We start from the raw sequence: 20,072 nt of genomic DNA, 5'->3' as shown, positions 1-20,072 counted from the left end.
CCTTCTTGGAGTTCGCCGCGGACGATCTGGCGGCGTAGGTGGGCGGCGACGAGTTCGGCGGTCTTGGGGACGCGGACGTGTTGGCCGACGCGGTTGGTGGCTAGCAGGGGGGTGGGTAGGGGGTGGCCGGGGCCGGTGGCGGTGATGCCGCCGATGCCGGGGGTGCCGGTTCGGGTGATTGTCGTGGTGGTGTCCCGGGCGGGGCGCGACTCGCGGTCGTCCGTCTCCCCCGGGCGGGCCAGCCGAACCGGATGCCCGGTCATCAGGCTCGTCGGCGTCTCGGTCGGATGCGTTAACGTCATGATCTCTTGATTCCCCTGATGATCGTGCTGTCCGGAATCTGGTATTCCCCAGACTCCGGACTGCGATGTCGGATGTGTGGCTAGTGGTCTTTGGTGCCGTCTGACTACGAACCGTGCTTACGAAGTCGCATTGTGGCAGCGATGGGGGTGGTCCTCCGGTCCGGGGCGGTGAAGGACCACGTTGTATTCCGCATTCTGTTACGCAGAGTTAATAAAAATGTCGACCTGACCGACTCGGCCCGGGTGCGGGCGCGCTCGACCGGACTGCCGCGGTCCCCGCTCCGTCTGGTCCCTCGAACAGGCGTTGACCAGCGCGTCCTTGAAGGGGTCAATGGACGGTGAGGCGCGAGACGAGAAAACGCACAAGCACGCTCGCCCGGGATCCCGCCGATCCGAGCTCGGAGTCGACTACAGTGAGTTGTCGACCTACGCGTCGCACGGTGACCGCCGCCTCGACCTCCGTGTCGAGGGGGAGGGAGACGAACGGTGCAACGGCAGCCGGTGCGCCGAACCGTGGCGGTCGCCGGCCCAGGGCTGGGCACAGAGAGCAGCAGGGGATCGAGGAGACCGGATGCCGAGGGTTTCTCCCGTGCCTCGGGTGGGCGCGCGGGCCAGTCGCCAGGCGTGTCCAGAGGAAGGCTGGCGGCGCGCACGCTACCGCTCGTCCCGCGCGCGGCGGCGGTGAGGGAGATCTTCGAAGGCGAGAGCCGTTGACCCCCGGCTTAGTACGGGAACGGGGAGCGTGGCCGGGACAGCGGCTGGACGGCCTGGGCGGCGGGAGGGAGCCGTTCCGGCAGGGGCGGCACGGGATCACAAAGGATCATGGTCGTCCCCGCGGGATCGTACTGCGACGTCGAGGTTTCCCCGGGTACTGGTTCTGTCTAGCAGGATCAGTCGATTATCTGAAGGTATGGGGGTGCTGGTGACGCCTGTCACGCCGATCGGCCGCCGGCACCTGTTCGGCGGACGAGCTCGTCACGACCGTCACGACCGTCACGACCGTCACGACCGTCACGTCCTCAGGCCCATGGCGACGGGACCGAGGACGTCCAGGTGGCCCGGCACGGGCCGACCTGGACGTCAGGATCGGGCGAGGTGAACCAGGATCAGACGAGGTCGAACCGGTCGAGGTTCATCACCTTGACCCACGCCGCGACAAAGTCGTGCACGAACTTCTCCCGCGCGTCGTCGCTCGCGTAGACCTCCGCGAGCGCGCGCAGTTCGGAGTTTGAACCGAAGACGAGGTCGGCGCGGCTGCCGGTCCACCTGACCTTGCCCGTGGCGGCATCGCGGCCCTCGAAGGTGTTCGCGTCCTCGGACGTCGTCTTCCACGTCGTGCCCAGCTCGAGCAGGTTGACGAAGAAGTCGTTCGTCAGCGACCCGGGGGTCGCGGTGAAGACGCCGAGCGGCGACTGCTGGTAGTTGGCGCCCAGGACCCGCAGACCACCGACGAGGACCGTCAGCTCGGGGGCGCTCAGGGTCAGCTGGTTCGCCCGGTCGAGCAGAAGGTACTCAGCCGGCAGGCGGTGGCCCTTCCCCAGGTAGTTGCGGAACCCGTCCGCCGTCGGCTCGAGCACCGCGAACGACTCCACGTCGGTCTGCTCCTGCGACGCGTCGGTACGTCCCGGTGCGAAGGGGACCTCGACGTCGAAGCCGGCGTTCGCGGCGGCCTGCTCGACGGCAACACCACCGGCGAGCACGATCAGGTCGGCGAGTGAGACCTGCTTGCCGCCGGTCTGGGCGGCGTTGAAGACCTCCTGGATTCTCGTCAGCGTGCGCAGGACCGCCGCCAGCTGGTCGGGTTCGTTGACCTCCCAACCGCGCTGTGGTTCGAGGCGGATGCGCGCACCGTTGGCGCCGCCGCGCTTGTCACCACCGCGGAACGTCGAGGCCGACGCCCACGCGGTGGAGACCAGCTGGGAGACCGACAGGCCCGAGGCAAGGATCTGACCCTTGAGAGTGGCGACGTCCGCGGCGTCGATGAGCTCGTGGGCCACCGCCGGGAGCGGGTCCTGCCACAGCAGCGTCTCGGTCGGGACCTCCGGGCCGAGGTAGCGCGCGACCGGCCCCAGGTCACGATGCGTCAGCTTGAACCACGCCCGGGCGAACGCGTCCGCGAACGCGCTCGGATTCTCCAGGAAGCGCCGCGAGATGGGCTCGTAGATCGGGTCGAACCGGAGGGCGAGGTCCGTCGTCAGCATCGTGGGGGCGTGGCTTTTCGCTGCGTCGTGGGCGTCGGGGACGGTGCCGGCACCGGCACCGTCCTTCGGCTTCCACTGGTTCGCACCGGCGGGGCTCTTCGTCAGCTCCCACTCGTAGCTGAACAGGATCTCGAAGAAGCTGTTGTCCCAGCTCACCGGGGNGTTCGTCCACGCACCCTCAAGCCCGCTGGTGATCGTGTCCCCACCCCTGCCGGTGCCGAAGGTGCTCGTCCAGCCGAAGCCCTGCTCCTCGATGGGGGCGCCCTCGGGCTCCGGGCCGACGTGCTCGTCCGGGTTGGCCGCGCCGTGGGTCTTGCCGAAGGTGTGGCCGCCGGCGATCAGGGCGACCGTCTCCTCGTCGTTCATCGCCATCCGGCGGAACGTCTCGCGGATGTCGCGCGCCGCGGCGATCGGGTCCGGGTTGCCGTTCGGGCCCTCCGGGTTGACGTAGATGAGACCCATCTGGACGGCGGCGAGGGGATTCTCGAGCTCCCGGTCGCCGGTGTAGCGCTCGTCGTCGAGCCAGGTGGTCTCGGGGCCCCAGTAGACGTCCTCGTCAGGCTCCCAGACGTCCACCCGACCGCCGGCGAAGCCGAAGGTCTCGAAGCCCATCGACTCCAGGGCGACGTTGCCGGCGAGGATCATCAGATCGGCCCATGAGATCTTCTGACCGTACTTCTTCTTGACCGGCCACAGCAGGCGGCGAGCCTTGTCGAGGTTCGCGTTGTCCGGCCAGCTGTTGAGGGGAGCGAAACGCAGCTGGCCGGCACCCGCACCACCGCGACCGTCGCTGATGCGGTAGGTGCCCGCGCTGTGCCACGCCATCCGGATGATGAACGGGCCGTAGTGACCGTAGTCGGCCGGCCACCAGGCCTGCGAGGTAGTCAGCACCGCCGCGATGTCCTGCTTCACGGCGGCGAGGTCGAGGGTCCGGAAGGCCTCGGCATAGGTGAACTCCCCGCCGAGGGGGTTGGCCACGGCGGGGTTCTTGGCGAGGATCTTCAGGTTGAGCCGGTTCGGCCACCAGCCGCGGTTTCCGCCGCCCTGGGTGGGGTGNGGGGCGCGCCTGTGCGCGACCGGGCAGCCACCGCCGTTCTCCGCGTTCGTGTTGTACACGACTGCGTCATGGTTCTCGGACATGGGACCCTCCGGGCATAGACGGATCAGGAGCGATCAGGAACGCGTGCGGTGGAACAGCCGGGGCGCCGGCCCCAGTAGATGGCCGCGGCCGTCGTTGATGGCCTCGTTGACGGCCTCGTCGATCGAGAAGCCGCGCAGGGATGACTCCACTGTCATAACTGTCACACTGTCACGGTCGGCGACTCGGAAGAGAAATCGAAAAATTCCGCAACTTTGATAGCCTCAATCTATGGCTAGTCCGCACCCGACCCTGGCCCAGCTGCGCGCCCTCGTCGGAGTGGCCGATCACCGGCACTTCGGCCGCGCCGCGGCGGCCCTGCACGTCAGCCAGCCGACGCTGTCCAGCGCGGTGGCGGCGCTTGAGCGCACCCTGGGCGTCCAGCTCGTGGAACGCACCACCCGCAGCGTCCTGCTCACCGGGCTCGGGGAGGAGATCGTCCGGCGGGCCCGGGGGGTACTGGGTGCCGTCGACGACATCGGTGAACTGGCCATCCGGGCCCGGGAACCCCTGGTCGGTGACATCCGTCTTGGGGTCATCCCCACGGTGGCCCCCTACCTGCTCCCACAGCTGCTGCCGACGCTGCGGGAACGGTGGCCGCAGGCGCGGCTGCGGCTGCGGGAGTCTCAGACGGCCACCCTGCTGGCGGAGCTGCGCGGCGGTGCGCTCGATCTCGCGTTGCTCGCTCTGCCCACCGATGAGCCGGGGACAGCCGAGATCCCGCTGTACGACGAGGACTTTGTCCTCGTCACCCCCGCGGAGCACCCGCTGGCGGGTGGCGTTGCCGTGCCGGTCGCAGCCATCGGCGGGCAGGACCTGCTCCTGCTGGAGGACGGGCACTGCTTCCGGGCCCAGGCACTCGAGGTCTGCCGGGAGGCAGGGGCACGGGAGCGTTCCACCCTGCGTGCGGCGAGCCTGTCGACGATCGTCCAGATGGTCGCCGGTGGCCTGGGGCTGACCCTCGTCCCCGCCGCCGCTGTCGGAGTCGAGGTCGGCGAGGGGCGGGGCCTGGCCGTCGCCACGTTCCGCCGGCCCGCGCCGCACCGGCGCGTCGGCCTGGCCTACCGCTTGACCTCGGCCCGCGTGACGGACTGGAACCTGCTCGCCGCCGAGGTGCGGGCCGCCCTGCCGGGGACGGGTCTCGCCCTCGCCCCGGTGCCGGCCGCGGCGGTCTGACGCGCGCCCTCGGCGGGCTCCGGGGAACGCGGCAGGCCGGCCGCGAGCGCACGCCACTGTGCCACTGGCAGCGGATCCGTCTCGGCGGATTGCCGGCTGACAGCCGCGAGGATGTCATGCCATTCCTGCAGCGTGGTCACGATCGCGGGCTGGTCGCCGAGGTGCTCGAGGAGCCCCTGGGAGTGCGTTCAGCCGCGCGACCAGCCGGGGCAGGGCGGGATGCCGCGATGCCCGCACCGTCGCCCGGCTGTGGTTTCGTGCGGGCGGAGCTGGGCAGAAGGACTTTGGGCTCATTGTCCGTCAGCGGACAGGGCCAGGGTCCCGCCGGCTCGTCTTGATGAGGAAAACTGATTCGAGGGGATGGCGGGACCGCCGTGCTTCGCGGCCTCCACACCTGCCCGGGTGCTGTGTGCCCAGGCGGTGGCCGTCCCGGAGAGGTCGCGCCGGTTGTTCACCGTTCCGGCGGTTGCGGAACAACCCCGAAGCAGTGGTCAGTGTTTCCCGCCGCGGCCGATTTACCCGCCGACGACCAGGGAGACGGCGATGGAAGTGTTTGACCGATAACAGCTGATTGTGTGGTCGAATCGAATGATGTCGAAATGATATTGACGAGTGGAGGAACATCATGGCATTTCCGGTGCGAAGCAGCCAACGTCCGGCCCCGGTGATCAGGTGGGATCCGTTCCGGGAGATCGAGGACGCCTGGACCCGGATGGGAAGCCTGCTCGATGAGGTCGTCGGTGGCGCGGAAGGCCGACCGGTGGGACTGCTGGCCGCCGCCGTCATCCCGGTCGACATCGAGGAGACCGACGATGCCTACATCGTCGAACTCGAGCTCCCCGGGGTGCGCGGCCGCGATGTCTCGATCGACCTGCAGGATAACGAGCTTCGGGTCACCGGTGAGATCAAGGAGCGGGAACGGAAGGGCGTGCTACGCCGTCAGACCCGCCGGGTGGGCAGGTTTGAACATCGCATCGTGCTGCCGGGCGAGGTGGACCCGGAGTCGGTCAGTGCGTCGCTGGACGACGGGGTGCTGACGATCCGGCTCGCCAAGTCCAGGAAGAGTCAGCCCAGGCACATCGAGGTCACCGGCGGCAGTGGCGGCGGCAGCTGACCCGGCGGCGGGGCCGCTGCCCGCGTGTCCGCTATCCCCGGCGGAGGCCGTGCCCGCCTGGCCGCGGCGCCGTGGTGAATCCTGAATCCTGAATCCTCCATAAAACTACACCGGACAACCGGGTGTGGGCAGTTAGGATACTTACAACTACACAATCCCTACCAGAATGGTAGATTATTAAAATTCCCTCTGGACTCGCAACGGAATGGTCGTTAATGTTGCATCCGTTGTCTACGGAGGAGGGAAATGATCAACATCATTGGTGCGGGCTTCGGGCGCACCGGAACGCTTTCGCTCAAGTTGGCCCTCGAACAGCTCGGTTACGGCCCTTGTCATCACATGGACGAGGTCCTCGCGCACCGAGAGACCATTGCCGCATGGACGAGTGCCGCTGAAGGCGCTCCTGTGGACTGGGACTCGCTGTACGGCCAGTACAGATCGACAGTCGATTGGCCGGGAGCCCGGTTCTGGCGGGAGCTTGCGGACCACTACCCGTCGGCTCGAGTGATTCTTACGGTTCGCGACCCGGAAAAGTGGTATGACAGTGCGCGGAGCACACTGTTCCAGGCGATATCGAACCGACCGGCGCGAATGAGCGCGGAAGCCATGCGCGTGATCACCATGATGAATCTGGTGGTGTGGGACGGTGTCTTCAAGGGGTGTTTCGCAGACAAGGACCACGCCCTACAGGTCTTCGCGGAGCACAATGCCGCGGTGCAACGCGAGATCTCAGCCGACCGTCTGTTGGTATTCGACGTCGCCCAGGGGTGGGGGCCCCTGTGCGACTTCCTCGGTGTGCCGGTTCCGGGGGAACAGTTCCCCCGACTGAACAATCGAGAAGCCTACGCGGCGAAACACCGTGAACGTGTCGTCGCGGCCATGAGCGCGAGTGGTGTCCAGCCGTGAACCCGCCCAGCTCGGTGGCTGAGGCGGGGATTCCCGGCCCGGCGCGGTCCCGGGCACGTGCGCATCCCACGGCACCCGGAGCCGGCCGCCGGCGTGGAGGATCAGGAGCGGCGGGCGCGTAGCACCCGAGTGAGGACGTCCGGTCGCAGCAGGGCCGACGGCGGTTCGACCAGATTGATGATTCGCATGAACACCCGGGCCACCACCGGGTCGGTATGCGCGGCGGCGTGCACGTGGGGCAGATAGGCGTTGACCAGCCTGATCCGCGGGGTGCGCCGCCCCTGCACCTGTGGGTATCCTAGATCATTTCCGGTGGCCAGAGCCCAGGCCAAGTCGGCGGGAACGGCCGCGGCGGTGAAGAACCGCCGGGGCAGATCGGCGTCGGTGCGGGCGGCGGGTGGGCCGAGCGCGTCCGGCGTGTCCCGCAGGGCGTCCCGCAGCGCCAGCGCCTGCTGGGCCGCGACCGTCATCCCCTGGGCGTACAGCGGGTTGAGGCTGCACACCGCGTCCCCGAGGGCGACGAAGCCGGCGCTGGGCTCGCGCAGGCGTGCGTACGGGCGTCGCACCGATCCGCGAAAGCGGTAGGGGGTCGGATCCCCGAGCGGCTCGGCGTCGGCGATGAGCCGGGCGATGTCGGGAGCGGGCAGGGTTGCCGCGAAGCGGGCGAACCCGTCCGGGTCGGTGGGCGGATGCTCGCCGAGCATGCCGGCCAGGGTGACGATCCACCGATCGTCCTCCTGCGCGACGGCGCCACCGCCGCGCAGCCCGGGGATCGTCGAGATGATAACCGCACGTTGGCCGTCGAGGTCGCTCGCGCGTCGCCGGTAGACGCGGGATGCGTAGCCGAGGTCGACGTCGACCTGCTCGCGCACGGGCACGGGCAGCCCGTGCGCGGCGAGCCAGTCCGCTGCCCGGGAGCCGCGGCCGGTCGCGTCGACGACCAGCTCCGCCTCGATGACCTCGCCGCCGTCGAGGTGCGCATCCGCAGGGCGTACCCCGCCGGGCCAGGTGCTGCTGTCGGGCCGGGTGCCGTTGGCTTGGGTGCCGTTGACTCGGGCGTCGTCCGGCCGCGGGCCACTGTCGAGGCGTTCGACCCGGACCCCGACGATCCGGCCGGGTTCGTCCGGACCGCCCGGGCCGGGCCGGCCCACCAGCCCAACGGCGCGCACCCGCTGCAGCAGGCGGACCTGGGAACGGGCGAGTACGGCCTCCCGCAGCACGCTCTCCAGCAGCGGCCGGCTCGCCAGCAGGGAGGTGAGCCCGGTGTCGGTGGGGTACAATCGCCGCCCGCGGACGTACCACCGGGTCTCGACGAGCATGTGGGCGCGAGGCGCGCCGTGGCCGGTCACGGTGTCGGTGAACCCGGGGAACAGCTCCTCCAGGCACAACCGGCCTCGTTCGGTGAGGGCGTGCAGATGGGATCCCTGCGCGACGCCGCGGCGAGTACCCTCGGTGGTGAGGTCGTCTCGTTCGATGATCGTCACCCGGTCGAAGAACTCGGCCGTCACCCGGGCCGCGAGGAGCCCGGCCATCCCGGCGCCGAGGACGACGGCGTGCCCCCGGCTGCCGCGGGGCGGCCGGGAGTCCGTCAGGGCCGCGGAAGTTGACGTTCGGCTTGTCCTGGCGGCTGTCGCTGAGCGGCTCCAGGCAGCTCCAGCTTCTCGACCCGCGTCAGCAGCGTGCGCAGCAGGTGTCACATGAACTCCCTCTTGCCCGGTCTCTCGCGCGGTGCATGGAGCAGGTGCCTGGAGCAGGTTCATGGAGCCAGAGNAGCCATGAGGTATTGGCGGCCCGCCGGATCGACTCGTGGGTTAATCTTCCCGGAATCCTGGGCGAGAACATCATAAAAATCCAAGGACTTCGTCGTGGGCGCCATAGCCTGTTCCCATCGATCGATGGGATGACGTAATGACTGGCCGTTGATATTGTCGAACCAACTGTGGTGAAATAGAAACGAGTCCGCACAGGTCGACGGGACCGGGCCAGGGGAGATTCCAGCATGGCGACCTCCGACACCATCGAGAACGCGCACAGCTTTGACGTATTCCAGCACTATGAGCGGCTGCAGTGGAAGCTGGTCGACCTGCCGCTGGACGAGATCCGCAGGGATCTTGTCCAGCCCGAGTATATTGCGCTGGTCAAGGGTGCGGTCATGGGTGAGGCCACCTCCATCGCGGCGGTGCACGGCTTTCTCAACGAGTTCACCGACGATTACGACTGCTCTGCCTTCGTGAACATCTGGGGCTACCAGGAGCTCCAGCACCACTACGCCTTCCGGGCGTGGCTGCAGGCGGTGGACGCCCAGATCGACCAGCGCCGGATCGAGGCGTTGCGCGAGCCCTACGTGCCGGGCACCACGCCGAGCGCCACTTTGATCACCAACGTCATCTCGGAGATGACGGTGAACACGGTCTACCGGACGATGTCGGAGTGGGTGCGCGAGCCGGTGCTGGCGGACCTCATGCTGCGCGCCAGCCGGGACGAGGCCGGTCATGCCCGGGAGTTCATGTACTTCGCGAAGCGCCGGCTGGAGCGGAATCCGCACGAGCTCGTGTCCGTGTTGGAGACGTTCCACTTCTACATGTCGAACAACCGGATCAAGCATCCGGTGGGGGAGTTCAAGCACCGCCTGCTCGAGGATCTTCAGGGCCACGAGACCATTGACACCGCGTTCGAGGTGTTCTTGCGGGTTTCCGAGCCGGATACGCTGGAACAGCTCCAAGTGAAGATCCGCAAGGCGCTCGGCAGCGTTCTCGGCCGGGAGTTCAACCGGAACTCCGACATCCGGCAGGCGTTGGTGGAGGCGATGCCCTGACCGCTTCGGCGATCGAGTTCGTCAGTACCGGGCCTGACGGTGCCGGGTTTGCCGGTACCGGGCCTGTCACGAACGGATCCGGTAGTTTCCCGTGCGGCCATCCACGCGGACGCGTCCCAGCCGGGACGCGTCCGCGTGATCGTGCGCGTGATCGTGTGGCGGCCGAGTCGTGGGGAGCTGAGCACGGTCCAGGGATCGCGGACCGCGCTCAGCTCCCGCAAATTCACCGGCCGCCGGTTCGTGGGACGGCCACTGCTGCTGCGCTGGTCCTGGCAGGGACCTACGGGGTGTCCAGGGTCGTCGACCGGCAGGCGTCGACGAAGCGAACCAGTTCGTCGACCTTGTCGGTGCGGACGTCGACCGCCCGGTTGACCACTCGGATGAGGTGCGGGTAGGCGTCGGTGTGATCGTAGCGGGCAGTCTCGGCGATCCGCAGGGCCCAGCGCCAGTAACCCCGGATCGTGTCGGCCAGTGGCATCCGGAAGTGCGCGATAACCTCCCGGATCGGCTCGATGACGGCGTCGCCGTGGCGGCGCAGGTACCGTTCCACGATGTCGGCCATGAAGGTGAAGTGCCGGGCCTCGTCCTTGGCGAGCCGGTTCAGCAGATCGGCCAACACCGGATCGCCGACGACCGCCCGCAGCTGCTGGTAGTACAGCTGGGTCGCCTTCTCCTGGACCAGGGCGTAGGCGAACAGCGAGACCGCGTGGTCGTGCGGCAGTTCGAAGTGCTTGCGCCCCTCGGTCGCCAGTTCCCGCCGCAGCTCGTCGGGATCGGCGATGCCGGCGGCGACCTGGTAGCGGAACAGTGCCCGGGCGTGGCTGTCCTCCTCCTGCGCCCAACGCACGGTGAAGTGGTAAAGCTCCCGGTTGTGCACGAAGGTCTCGACGTCGACGTCGGGGTTCAGCGGGAAGGCCCGCTCGTACACGCCGAAGTAGCCGGGCAGGTGGTCCTCGATCAACGTGATGAACCGGACCGCGGAGCGCTGTCCCTCGGTGAGCCGACCGGCGTCGGCGTTCTCCCAGGCGAACGTCGATTCGACGTCGAAGCGGCGGGNGGNGGAACCCGCCTGGTGGAAGGCGATGACGGCCGCCTCGACCTCGGCGGGAGGAAGCAGCGGCGCCAGGGCCGGGCGTGCGGGGGCTCGCGGTGGTTCGACGCCGCGGGCCTGGCCGAACGCCGGCCGGAGAATGTCGGATGCCGTCATGATGTGGATCCCGTTCCTCGCTCGGCGGCGGTCAGCGTGCCTTGCGGCACACCAGCGCGTAGTGCTTGGTGGTGTAGCCCCAGCCGGCGTTCGCGACCTCCAGATAGCGGCGCAGCGTCGCGGCCGTTCCCGGGCGGATCGCGTCGATCCGCTCCGCGGCCGCGTCGACGTTCACCAGCCAGTCGTCGATGGTGCGCCGGTAGTCGTCGGTGAGATCGTCGAGGCTCGCCAGGGAGAAACCGGCGTCCTCGGCGCCGGCGACGAGGTCGGACAGCGGCCGCATGTCCCCCCAGCCGAAGATCGATGCGCGGACGAACTCGGTCCCTTCCCGATGGTCGAACGCCGCCCGGGTGGCCGCGTTGCGAAAGCAGCTTTCCGACACGTACAGCCGTCCGTCGCGGCGCAGCAGCGCCCGGGCCCGCCGGAACACGACATCGAGGTCGGGCATGTGCACGATCGAGCCGAGCATCGTCACCGCGTCGAAACTCCCCGAGGGCAGCTCGACCGTCTCGAAGTGGCCCTGGATCGTGGTGACGCGGTCGCTCACGCCGAGCTCGGCGGCTCGCTGCGCGATGTAGGCGTGCTGTCGCCCTGCGGGGGAGNCCCCGACGNCCTCGGNTTCGTACTCGACCGCCATGAACAGCGTCAGCGAGCCCCAACCGCATCCGATGTCGAGGACGCGACCACCGCGGCGCAGGCCGAGCCGATCGGCGACGAAGTGGAGCTTGGCGATCTGCGCCTGCTCGAGGGTGTCGTGCTCCGTGCGGTAGAGACCCGAGCTGTACTTGCGCAGGGGATCGAGGAACAGGCCGAAGACCTCGGGCGGCAGGTCGTAGTGCTGATTGGTGTCGCTCGTCGTGGGTTCGGTGCTCGTCGTGGGTTCGGTGCTCGTCGTGGGTTCGGTGCTCGTCGTGGGTTCGGTGGCGAGGCCCGCCGCCGCCTCCGGCGCGGTGGTGACGGGCGAGCTCATGCGGCCTGCACCTGCAGCGCAGCCTGGACGACGTCGGCGACCTCGGCGACGGTGACCGCCGAGAAGACGTCATCGTCCTCGAGCTCGACGTCGTACTCGCGTTCCACCCGGGCGATCATCCGGAGCACCTTCACCGAGTCCGCACCCTCCACGGAGCGCAGATCGGCGTCCGCAGCCAGGTCCTCGATCGGGATGCCGAGCTCACGAGCGACGATGGCGGTGACGGTGGTGACGATCTCCGTATACGACACGGACATTCAGTGCTCCTCTGAGGTGGGGAGGCCGGCGGCGGTGGACCCGGTGGCCGGTGGTCTGGTGAGCGTCGCCGCCAGCGCCTGCGCGACGCGGTCGGCCTCGGTCGGATTCAGCATCATCCGGTCCCGGGCGGTGTCCATCGGGGTCGGGCGGTAGGTCGCGCTTGCGGTCGCGAGCAGCGTCCCGGCCTCGTCGAGGAGCTCGGCCTCGGCGTGCACCAGCCCGTTTGCTCTGCCGCCGCTTACGCCGCCGGCCGTGCCGCCGGCCGTGCCGCCGACCGGTGCCGCGTCCCCGCGGCCGGGGGTAGCATCCGGGACGCCGCGCAGCCGGGCGACGCAGCGGTATTCGGCGCCGACGCTCAGCGGGGCGAGGTAGCGTACCCGCAGCGCGGTGGTGAACGCGGTGAGCCCGACCTGCAGCACGATCAGATTGCCCATCGTCTCATCGACGATCACTCCGATGAGGCCACCGTGCACGACGCCGGGATAGGACTCGTGCCGGCGTTCGAGCCGGAAACGGGTCGAGATGCCGTCGGCGTGGGCGGAGAAGCGTAGTTGCAGCCCGTGCGGATTGTGCGGCGAGCAGCCGAAACACCGATAGTCCGCGAGCACGGACCACGGCACGCTCAGGTAGTCCTCCGGATCGTCGGCTTCCCGCGGGCCGTCAGGGCTCGGCGTCATCAGGTGGCTGTGCATCGGGCTCCCTGGTCGATGGGCGCGGAACGCGGTGGGTGTGCGGAATTGGACGCTGGGCTTGCGGGTCAGAGCACGCCGCGCCCGACCAGGTCGCGTACCGCCAGCCGTTGGAATTTGCCGCTGGAGGTGCGGGGCAGCGCGCCGGGCTCGACCAGACGCACCGTCACCGTGGACAGCCCCAGCGCCGCAGTCGCCGCCATCCGCAGGTCGGTCGCGAGTCGGGCTCGGTCCGCGGGCTCGGTCAGCGCGGTCTCGCCGACCACCGTGACGCCGCCGGCAGCCTTCGCTCCGGTGGCGTCCGGAGGGCTGCCGGCGGCGTCCGGCTGGTCGGGGGAGCCGAAGGCGACGACGCGACGTCGGTGCACGCCCGGAAGGTCACGCACCGCCGCTTCGGCGTCCTCGGGGTAGTAGTTCACGCCGCGTATAATGATCATTTCCTTGTCCCGGCCGGTCACGAACAGATCGTCGCCGCGCTGGAAGCCGAGGTCGCCGGTGCGCAGCCAGCCGTCCGCTGTGAAGCCCCCGGTCGTCAGGCCCCCCGCGGTGAGGTAGCCCGAGGTGACCGAACCACCCCGGATCTGGATCTCGCCCACCCGCAGGCTCGGCGCCAGACCGTCGCCGAGCGGATCGGCCAGGACGTCACCGTGCAGGTCGGCGATGCGAATCCGGATGTCGCGGACCGGCCGGCCGACGGCGACCAGCCCCTTGGCGCGCGGATGCTCGCGCGGGACCTCCGTCACGATTCCCTCGGCGGCGAGTCGGTCCCGGTCGACCCAGGTGACCACGGGGGCGCGGCCCAGCGGCGGGAAGGCCACGGCCAGGGNGGCCTCGGCCNTCCCNTACACGGGGAACATCGCCGTGGGGGCGAACCCGGCCGGCGCGAAGTGGTCGAGGAAGCGCTCGACGCCGACCGCGGAGACCGGCTCGGCTCCGTTCAGCGCGACGCGCCACCGGCGCATGTCCAGCCCGGGTACCTCGTCTGGGTCGATCGCCCGGACGAGGTCGTCGTAGGCGAAGTTCGGCGCCGGCGAGATCGTGGCGCCGCTGGCGAGGAACGAGCGCAGCCAGCCGGCGGGGTCACGGACGAAGTCCGCCGGGGACCAGACGGTCATCGGGATGCCGGTCATGATCGCGCTGAGGGTCGCGAACAGCCCCATGTCGTGGAACAGCGGCAACCAGATTCCGCCGTGATCGCCTTCACCGAGCCGGATGCCGTCGATGATCGCGCGGATGCCGCACAGCACGGCGCGGTGGCTGAGCACCACGCCCTTCGGGGCCGCGGTGCTGCCGGAGGTGAACTGCACGATCGCGACGTCGTCCGCACCCACCGCACCCACCGCACCCACCGGGCATTCGGGACCCGGATGTGGCTGGCGTGTGGGCGTGGCGGGACCGACGTCGCGGACCAGGTCAGCCGCGGGGNGGAACCGGAGTCCGCCGAGCCGGTCGGCCGTGCGGCGCAGGATGGCCGACACTCGGCCGCCGGTGACCACCCGGTGGATGCCCGCGGCCGCCGTAGTGCGCGAGACCCGGTCGGCATAGCCGTTGAGGTCGTGCGCGGTGGTCGGCAGTGGCAGCGGACAGGCCGCCGCGCCCGCCCGACTGATCGCGAAGAGCGCGAGCAGAAACTCGGCCGAGTTCGCGGCCAGCACCCCAACCCGCTCGCCGGCCTGGACCCCGTCCGTCGTCAGCGCGGCCGCGATGATCCGGGAGGTGGCCGCGAGGTCCCGCAGCGAGATCACCTCGTGGGTGGACGGGAACGTGACGGGCGTGTCGGGATGCCGGGCGGCCGCGACGTCCAGTGCGTCGTGCAACGTCTCGGCGTCGAGCGGCTCATGGTGCCCGCGAGCGTCGGTCGTGCCGGTCGGGTCGGTCGGGTGGCTGCCGTGGGTCGCGTGGGTCGGCCCGCCGGTCGTCGCCGACCGTGGGGGGCCCGGCCGCGGATGGAGAGTCGGAGACATGGGCGAGATGGCGGAGGTGGGCGAGGTGACCTCGCTCCGGATGGCAGGCATGATCCGCGCTCCTGTCTTCCGCGTCCGGGTGTCTTCCGCGTCCGTGCGACGGATGGGGCCCGGCCGGCACCGAGGCGACGGCGGCCGAACAGCAGCCGATCGGGCCGCCCGTCGGGTGTACTCGCCCGTCGGGTGTACTGATCTCTGTCCGTCGGGTGTACTGATGATCGGATGTGCTGATGAATGCCGCGGGCGGCAGGAAAAGGCTCGTGGGTATGGTGGTCGTTCGTCAACAAAAATTTAGGTAATCTATTGATCCATCAGGGCCGACAATACATCACCGAATCGTTCCGGCGGTCGGAAAATTCATCCGATGGTTTCCTGGGAGTTCACCTGGGTGTCGTCCTGGTGGTATCAAATGTACCGATCACCTCGCCGGGTCGCCGGGTCGCCGGCTCGGCGCGCGACCGCGACCGCGACCGCGACCGCGACCGAAGCAAGTTTCCCGTGTCCGGCCGGAATCCGGAGACAAGGGTCAGGAGACAAGACTCGGGAACGGAACTGAGGGTCCCCNCCCGCCGCCACCGTCCTTACTCATCCCATCCATCGCCTCCATTCCCTCATTTCTCACCGCCGCGATCAGGCTCCGGGCAGGTGGCCTGAACGCACAGGTCCCGGGGCGCTTCCAGGTGGAGACCCACCGTGAACCGAGCTCCGTGGCACCACCCGCGCCGGCATTCGTCGGACCGACGATGAGGAGCACGTCATGGCAGTCACAACCGATTCCGTATTCGCCGGGGCGGACGCCGGTACCGGCGTCGCGGCCGACCACGGGAAACCGCTCCCGGACCAGGCGCCTGATCTGCTGGCCGCGTTGTTCGATCCCGCGAACAGGCCGAATCCCTATCCGCTCTATGCGCGCCTGCGGGCAGCCGGCCGGCTGCACGAGACGCCGTTCGGACTGCGGGTCGCCACCCGGCACGACGACTGTGTAGCGGTACTGTCCAACCAGAGCTGGGGGCACGATCAGGAGGCCCACCAGCTGCATCCCACCTTGCCCGCCGAGGAGTTCCCGGCGACGTTCCTGTGGATGGAGCCGCCGGACCACACCCGGCTGCGCGGCCTGGTGAGTAAGGCGTTCACCCCGGGTCGGGTCGCCGATCTGCGGCCGCGTATCACCGCCCTCGTCGACGATCTGCTCGACACCGCGCTGCGGGCCGGAGAGTTCGACCTCATCGAGACGATCGCGTACCCGCTGCCACTCACGATCATTTGTGAGATCCTCGGGGTGCCGGCGGCCGACCACGGCATCATCCAGATCTGGTCGCAGGCGTTGGCCAGGGCGTTCGACCCGGACGTCCTGATGTCTCCGGAGGCGTTGGCGGAGCGTAACGACGCCATCCCCGAGTTTCTCGCCTACTTCCGTGCGCTGGTCGCGCGCAGCCGCCGCAGCGGTGGCGACGATCTGCTCAGCGCGCTGGCTGCCGTCGAGGAGCAGGGTGATCGGCTGACCGAGGACGAACTGCTCGGCACCTGCGTGACCCTGCTGATTGCCGGCCACGAGACGACGGTCAACCTGGTCGGCAACGGGGCGCTGGCGTTGCTGCGTAACCCCGACCAGACGGCGTTGCTGCGCGACGAACCGGATCTCATCCGGCCCGCCGTCGACGAGCTGCTACGCTATGACTCCCCGATCCACCTCAACACCCGGGCAGCGACCCGGGAGATGACGGTGGGTGGCCGAACCTTTTCCCCGGGTGAGGGTGTGGTGGCGTTGATCGCTTGCGCCAATCGTGATCCGGAGGCATTCGACGACCCGGACCGTCTCGATGTGCGCCGCTACGTGGCAGGCTCCGGCGCGTCCCGGCACCTGTCGTTCAGCCTCGGTCACCACTACTGCCTCGGCGCGCCGTTGGCGTTGCTCGAGATGGAGATCTTCCTGGCGGGGTTCCTCCACCGGGTCCGGTCCGCCGAGCTTCTCGTCGATTCGCCGCCCTACAAATCCAACCTGCTCATCCGAGGACTGGCGGAGCTCCCCGTCCGCTTCCGGGGATAGTGCCGCAAAGTCGCGGATCGAGCCGCTTCTGATATTCTGCTCGAAGTCAAGTGCCAGGTCGGAGGCGTGGTGGATGCCACGTCGGGCGAATCTTACACCGTACCTTCCGTATCTCCACACGCCGTATTCACCCGTAGTTTTTCGGGATCGCTAGCGTGTCCGCGGGAGGTACCATGGAGAGCAAGATCGATTTCCGATACCTCGTCTCTTTCTTGGCGATCGCAGAAGAACTCCACTTCGGCCGGGCCGCGGCCAGGCTCCATCTGGCCCAGCCCTCTCTCAGTCAGCAGCTCCAGCGTCTCGAACGTGACATCGGTGTCGAACTGGTCAACCGGACCTCCCGGGAGGTCCGGTTGACCCCGGCGGGCCGGGCCTTCGAGATGGAGGCACGACGTCTGCTGGAACAGGCACGACAGGCGGTCCGGGCGGCCAGGGAGGCCGCTTCCGGCCGGACCGGTCGGATCTCCATCGGGTTCAACTTCCCCGCCGGGGAACGGGTCCTCCAACCCACCCTGCTACGGCTCAACGCTGACTACCCGAACGTCTCGACCACTCTCTGGGAGGCTCGCAGCGGCCCCCAGCTGTCCGCCCTCACCGCGGGAAAACTCGACGTCGCGCTCGTGTTCGCCGGGCCTCTCGCGGCCCAGTTGCGGTCCCATCGGGTCTTCACCGTGCCGCTGGTGGCGCTCGTCGGGCGAAACCATCCGTGGGCGGACCGTCGCCAGGTCTCGTTCCGGGAGCTGGCGGGCCAGGGATGCGTGCTGTTCCGCCGGGAACAGAGCCCGGCGATGCACGACGCTATCCTCGCCGCCGCCGACCGCTGTGGCATCCGCCTGAGTGTGGCAGAGGAGGTCGACGACTCCGGCGCCACCGGCATCGTCGTCACGACCAGGCCGGTGGTGGCCTTCGCGTCGGCGGATCGCGGCGCGCATGTGCCCACGAAGGGCCCCGTCGCGGTGCGGCTCGTCGACCCGGTACCGACTGTCGGCGCGTACGCGGTCTGGCGTCCGGATCCGCAGCCCGTCGTCACGGCCTTCCTCAACAGCCTCGACGCCGCCGGGCCGTTCCTGGGACCGCCGTCCCTGGATCCGTCCAGGTCGGACGAGCCGGCGACCGGCCCGGCACCAAGGCCGCGGAGCACGCCCGCGGCCTTGACCTCGGTGACCGCCGGTGCGTGCTCGCTGATCCGGCAGGCCTGAAGACCGGCAGGCCTGAAGATCGGCAGGCCTGAACAATGGATCGATCAGAGAAAACCATCGCGGTCAGCTCCACAGCGACGTCCGTACCCATTCACATGGGCTGGGAAGACGGTTAGCATGAAGAAGCGGCCGGGCTTGTCCCGTTCCACTCGCGGTGCCATTTGGAGTGATGGGTGCGATGTCGGAACGTCTTTGTCATCGTCTTTTCCATCGCATTTAATAGGGGATTTTTCGTCGACCATCCGGGCTGACCTGTGCGCGTCCGGGAACGGGGATCAGGGGATCAACTGTGAACATTCTGCGGGTGCCCGGAGGTACTGAGCTGCCCGCCGACCGAGGGCTGGCCGCCGCCGTCCTTACTGAGGTCGCCATGGTCGCCGACCGGCCGGTTCTGGCCCATCAGGTGGACGGAGGCTGGCGCGATGTGACCGCGGGCCGGTTCTGCTTCGACGTCGCGGCCGTCGCCAGGGGCCTGGTGGCGCACGACGTCGGGGTTGGCGACCGGGTTGCGATCATGGGTCGGACCGGTTACGGCTGGGCCGTTGCCGACTTCGCGATCTGGAGCATCGGCGCGGTCACCGTCCCCGTCTACCCGACCTCCTCGGCCCACCAGGTCGACCACATCATCGGTGACTCCAAGGCCTCGTGGTGCTTCGTCGAGACACCCGACCACGAGCGCCTGGTCCTGTCAGCGGGTCTTCCCGCGACGCGCGTCTGGTCGCTGGACGAGGCCGTGTCGGCACTCGGCACCGCCGGTCAGTCCGTCGCGGAGTCCGAGGTGCTCCGCCGCCGGGACACGGTCCGGGCCGACGACCTCGCGACAATCGTCTACACCAGCGGGACGACCGGCGTGCCGAAGGGCTGCCTGCTGACCCACGCGAACGTCTTCTCCGCCGCCGTCAACTCGGTGGAGCGGCTGGACCCGGTGATGCGTCCGGCCACCGGCTCGGCCAGTACCATTCTTTTCCTTCCGCTCTCGCACGTGTTCGGGCGTGTGACCATGATCGGGTGTCTGTGGGCCGGAGTGCGGACGGCCCTGCTGCCGGACCCCGGGGGCCTCGTCCCGGCGCTGCGCACCTTCCGCCCCACCTTCCTGATCACCGTTCCGTCGGCGCTGGAGAAGATGCGCAAGGGCGCGCGGGCGGCGGCGGCGGGCGGACTCTCGGGGCGCCTGTTCGCCGCGGCCGAACGGACCGCCTGCGTGCTGGGTCGGGCCCGGCGTGGGCAGGGCGGCCTGGGGCTCGTCACGCGGCTTCAGGCTCCGCTGTTCGACCGGCTGGTGTACCGCCGGTTGCGCGCGGCGTTCGGCGGGCGCCTGCGCCACGTCGTGTGCGGGGGAGCGACGCTCGACCCCTCCACCGCCGAGTTCCTCACCGGGGTCGGGGTGCACGTCCTCGGCGCCTACGGGCTGACCGAGGCCTCGACGGCCGTCAGCATCAGCGCTCCCGGGCTCGACCGGCCGGGCAGCACGGGCCGTCCGCTGCCGGCGACCACCGTCGCGATCAGCGACGAGGGCGAGGTCCTGGTGGCTGGGCCGCAGGTCTCGCCGGGCTACTGGCCGGATCGGACGGGCGCGCACGAGCCGTGGTTGCGCACCGGTGACCTCGGTCGGCTCGACGACGACGGGTATCTCCACATCACCGGTCGAATCAAGGAGATCATTATCACCACCGGGGGGAAGAACGTCTCGCCGGCACCGCTGGAGGACCGCATCCGGCTGCACCCGCTGGTCAGCAACGCCATAGTGATCGGGGAGAACCGGCCGTTCGTGACGGCCCTCGTGACCCTCGATCGGGCCGCCGTGCAGGCCTGGGCCCGGCGAGGCGGTCACAAGCTGGACGAGGCCGCCGCCCACACCGACCCTCGGCTGGTCGCCGAGGTCAGCGCCGCGGTCGACGCGGCGAACGCGCAGGTCTCGCGGGCCGAGTCGGTGCGGAAGTTCCGCCTCCTGAGCCACGACTTCACCATCCAGGGCGGCCAGCTCACCCCGTCGTTGAAGCTTCGCCGTGCCGTGATCGAGGAGGAGAACGCCAAGGAGATCGAGGAGCTGTACGCGTCCTGACCGCCCGGTACCGGTCCGGCACCT

The 20,072-nt window shown here is 69.2% G+C and carries 15 protein-coding genes and 1 pseudogene; 7 read left to right on the top strand and 9 right to left on the bottom strand.

The window, feature by feature from the left end:
• From ALLO2_RS26630 to ALLO2_RS27855, 3 genes and pseudogenes are all read right to left on the bottom strand, one after another.
• Positions 1–302 (bottom strand): annotated as a pseudogene (locus ALLO2_RS26630) (GntR family transcriptional regulator); the annotation flags it as partial.
• 1,106 nt (positions 303–1,408) lie between these two features.
• Complete coding sequence (gene katG, locus ALLO2_RS19670) at positions 1,409–3,643, bottom strand: catalase/peroxidase HPI (protein WP_035734086.1); 2,235 nt, start codon at positions 3,641–3,643, stop codon at positions 1,409–1,411.
• Between the two features lie 33 nt (positions 3,644–3,676).
• Positions 3,677–3,808, bottom strand: a complete 132-nt coding sequence (locus tag ALLO2_RS27855) for a hypothetical protein (protein ID WP_255353890.1) — start codon at positions 3,806–3,808, stop codon at positions 3,677–3,679.
• A 64-nt stretch (positions 3,809–3,872) separates the two neighbouring features.
• Between ALLO2_RS27855 and ALLO2_RS19665 the strand changes: the two genes are divergently transcribed.
• From ALLO2_RS19665 to ALLO2_RS19655, 3 genes are all read left to right on the top strand, one after another.
• Positions 3,873–4,817: a LysR substrate-binding domain-containing protein gene (locus ALLO2_RS19665; RefSeq protein ID WP_011436355.1), complete on the top strand. Its 945-nt coding sequence runs from the start codon at positions 3,873–3,875 to the stop codon at positions 4,815–4,817.
• Positions 4,818–5,442: 625 nt separating this feature from the next.
• The gene (locus ALLO2_RS19660) at positions 5,443–5,931 is read left to right on the top strand and encodes an Hsp20/alpha crystallin family protein (protein WP_011436356.1); all 489 of its coding nucleotides are present in this window, start codon (positions 5,443–5,445) and stop codon (positions 5,929–5,931) included.
• 246 nt (positions 5,932–6,177) lie between these two features.
• A complete protein-coding gene (locus tag ALLO2_RS19655) occupies positions 6,178–6,837 on the top strand; it encodes a sulfotransferase family protein (protein WP_023841708.1) in 660 nt (219 codons plus the stop codon).
• A gap of 101 nt (positions 6,838–6,938) precedes the next feature.
• Here ALLO2_RS19655 and ALLO2_RS19650 read toward each other — a convergent pair whose 3' ends face one another.
• A complete protein-coding gene (locus tag ALLO2_RS19650; protein WP_023841709.1) occupies positions 6,939–8,369 on the bottom strand; it encodes a hypothetical protein in 1,431 nt (476 codons plus the stop codon).
• A gap of 467 nt (positions 8,370–8,836) precedes the next feature.
• Here ALLO2_RS19650 and ALLO2_RS19645 point away from each other — a divergent pair, with 467 nt between their 5' ends.
• Positions 8,837–9,652, top strand: a complete 816-nt coding sequence (locus ALLO2_RS19645) for a ferritin-like domain-containing protein (RefSeq protein WP_011436358.1) — start codon at positions 8,837–8,839, stop codon at positions 9,650–9,652.
• Between the two features lie 280 nt (positions 9,653–9,932).
• On the opposite strand, the gene ALLO2_RS19640 is transcribed toward ALLO2_RS19645, so the two are convergent.
• The 5 genes from ALLO2_RS19640 to ALLO2_RS19620 all read right to left on the bottom strand — a co-directional run bounded on the left by ALLO2_RS19640 (position 9,933) and on the right by ALLO2_RS19620 (position 14,791).
• Positions 9,933–10,859, bottom strand: coding sequence for an acyl-ACP desaturase (locus tag ALLO2_RS19640; protein ID WP_035734084.1), 927 nt, complete (start codon positions 10,857–10,859; stop codon positions 9,933–9,935).
• 31 nt (positions 10,860–10,890) lie between these two features.
• Entirely contained in the window at positions 10,891–11,829 is a 939-nt protein-coding gene (locus ALLO2_RS19635) for a cyclopropane-fatty-acyl-phospholipid synthase family protein (protein ID WP_035734083.1), read from the bottom strand.
• Positions 11,826–12,086 (bottom strand): acyl carrier protein, encoded by a 261-nt coding sequence (locus tag ALLO2_RS19630; RefSeq protein WP_011436361.1) that lies wholly within the window; start codon positions 12,084–12,086, stop codon positions 11,826–11,828. Before ALLO2_RS19630 ends, ALLO2_RS19635 begins: the two co-directional genes overlap by 4 nt.
• The gene (locus ALLO2_RS19625) at positions 12,087–12,779 is read right to left on the bottom strand and encodes a PaaI family thioesterase (RefSeq protein WP_023841711.1); all 693 of its coding nucleotides are present in this window, start codon (positions 12,777–12,779) and stop codon (positions 12,087–12,089) included.
• A 65-nt stretch (positions 12,780–12,844) separates the two neighbouring features.
• Entirely contained in the window at positions 12,845–14,791 is a 1,947-nt protein-coding gene (locus ALLO2_RS19620; protein ID WP_084588500.1) for an AMP-binding protein, read from the bottom strand.
• A 706-nt stretch (positions 14,792–15,497) separates the two neighbouring features.
• Between ALLO2_RS19620 and ALLO2_RS19615 the strand changes: the two genes are divergently transcribed.
• From ALLO2_RS19615 to ALLO2_RS19605, 3 genes are all read left to right on the top strand, one after another.
• Positions 15,498–16,787: a cytochrome P450 gene (locus ALLO2_RS19615; protein WP_011436364.1), complete on the top strand. Its 1,290-nt coding sequence runs from the start codon at positions 15,498–15,500 to the stop codon at positions 16,785–16,787.
• Positions 16,788–16,960: 173 nt separating this feature from the next.
• On the top strand, positions 16,961–17,986 hold the full coding sequence (locus ALLO2_RS19610; RefSeq protein WP_023841712.1) for a LysR family transcriptional regulator: 1,026 nt from the start codon (positions 16,961–16,963) through the stop codon (positions 17,984–17,986).
• Between the two features lie 289 nt (positions 17,987–18,275).
• On the top strand, positions 18,276–20,048 hold the full coding sequence (locus ALLO2_RS19605; protein WP_035734082.1) for a long-chain fatty acid--CoA ligase: 1,773 nt from the start codon (positions 18,276–18,278) through the stop codon (positions 20,046–20,048).
• Positions 20,049–20,072: the final 24 nt, after the last annotated feature.

The sequence above is a fragment of the Frankia sp. Allo2 genome, from assembly GCF_000733325.1.
GTDB classification, from domain to species: Bacteria; Actinomycetota; Actinomycetes; order Frankiales; family Frankiaceae; genus Frankia; species Frankia casuarinae.
This window is presented reverse-complemented; position numbering and strand designations above follow the sequence as displayed.

Bases quoted from the DNA above. Each gene is read 5' to 3' on its own strand.
- ALLO2_RS19665 (WP_011436355.1), top strand. From the start codon at position 3,873: ATGGCTAGTCCGCACCCGACCCTGGCCCAGCTGCGCGCCCTCGTCGGA.
- ALLO2_RS19660 (WP_011436356.1), top strand. From the start codon at position 5,443: ATGGCATTTCCGGTGCGAAGCAGCCAACGTCCGGCCCCGGTGATCAGG.
- ALLO2_RS19655 (WP_023841708.1), top strand. From the start codon at position 6,178: ATGATCAACATCATTGGTGCGGGCTTCGGGCGCACCGGAACGCTTTCG.
- ALLO2_RS19650 (WP_023841709.1), bottom strand. From the start codon at position 8,369: ATGGCCGGGCTCCTCGCGGCCCGGGTGACGGCCGAGTTCTTCGACCGG.
- ALLO2_RS19645 (WP_011436358.1), top strand. From the start codon at position 8,837: ATGGCGACCTCCGACACCATCGAGAACGCGCACAGCTTTGACGTATTC.
- ALLO2_RS19630 (WP_011436361.1), bottom strand. From the start codon at position 12,086: ATGTCCGTGTCGTATACGGAGATCGTCACCACCGTCACCGCCATCGTC.
- ALLO2_RS19625 (WP_023841711.1), bottom strand. From the start codon at position 12,779: ATGCACAGCCACCTGATGACGCCGAGCCCTGACGGCCCGCGGGAAGCC.
- ALLO2_RS19615 (WP_011436364.1), top strand. From the start codon at position 15,498: ATGGCAGTCACAACCGATTCCGTATTCGCCGGGGCGGACGCCGGTACC.
- ALLO2_RS19610 (WP_023841712.1), top strand. From the start codon at position 16,961: ATGGAGAGCAAGATCGATTTCCGATACCTCGTCTCTTTCTTGGCGATC.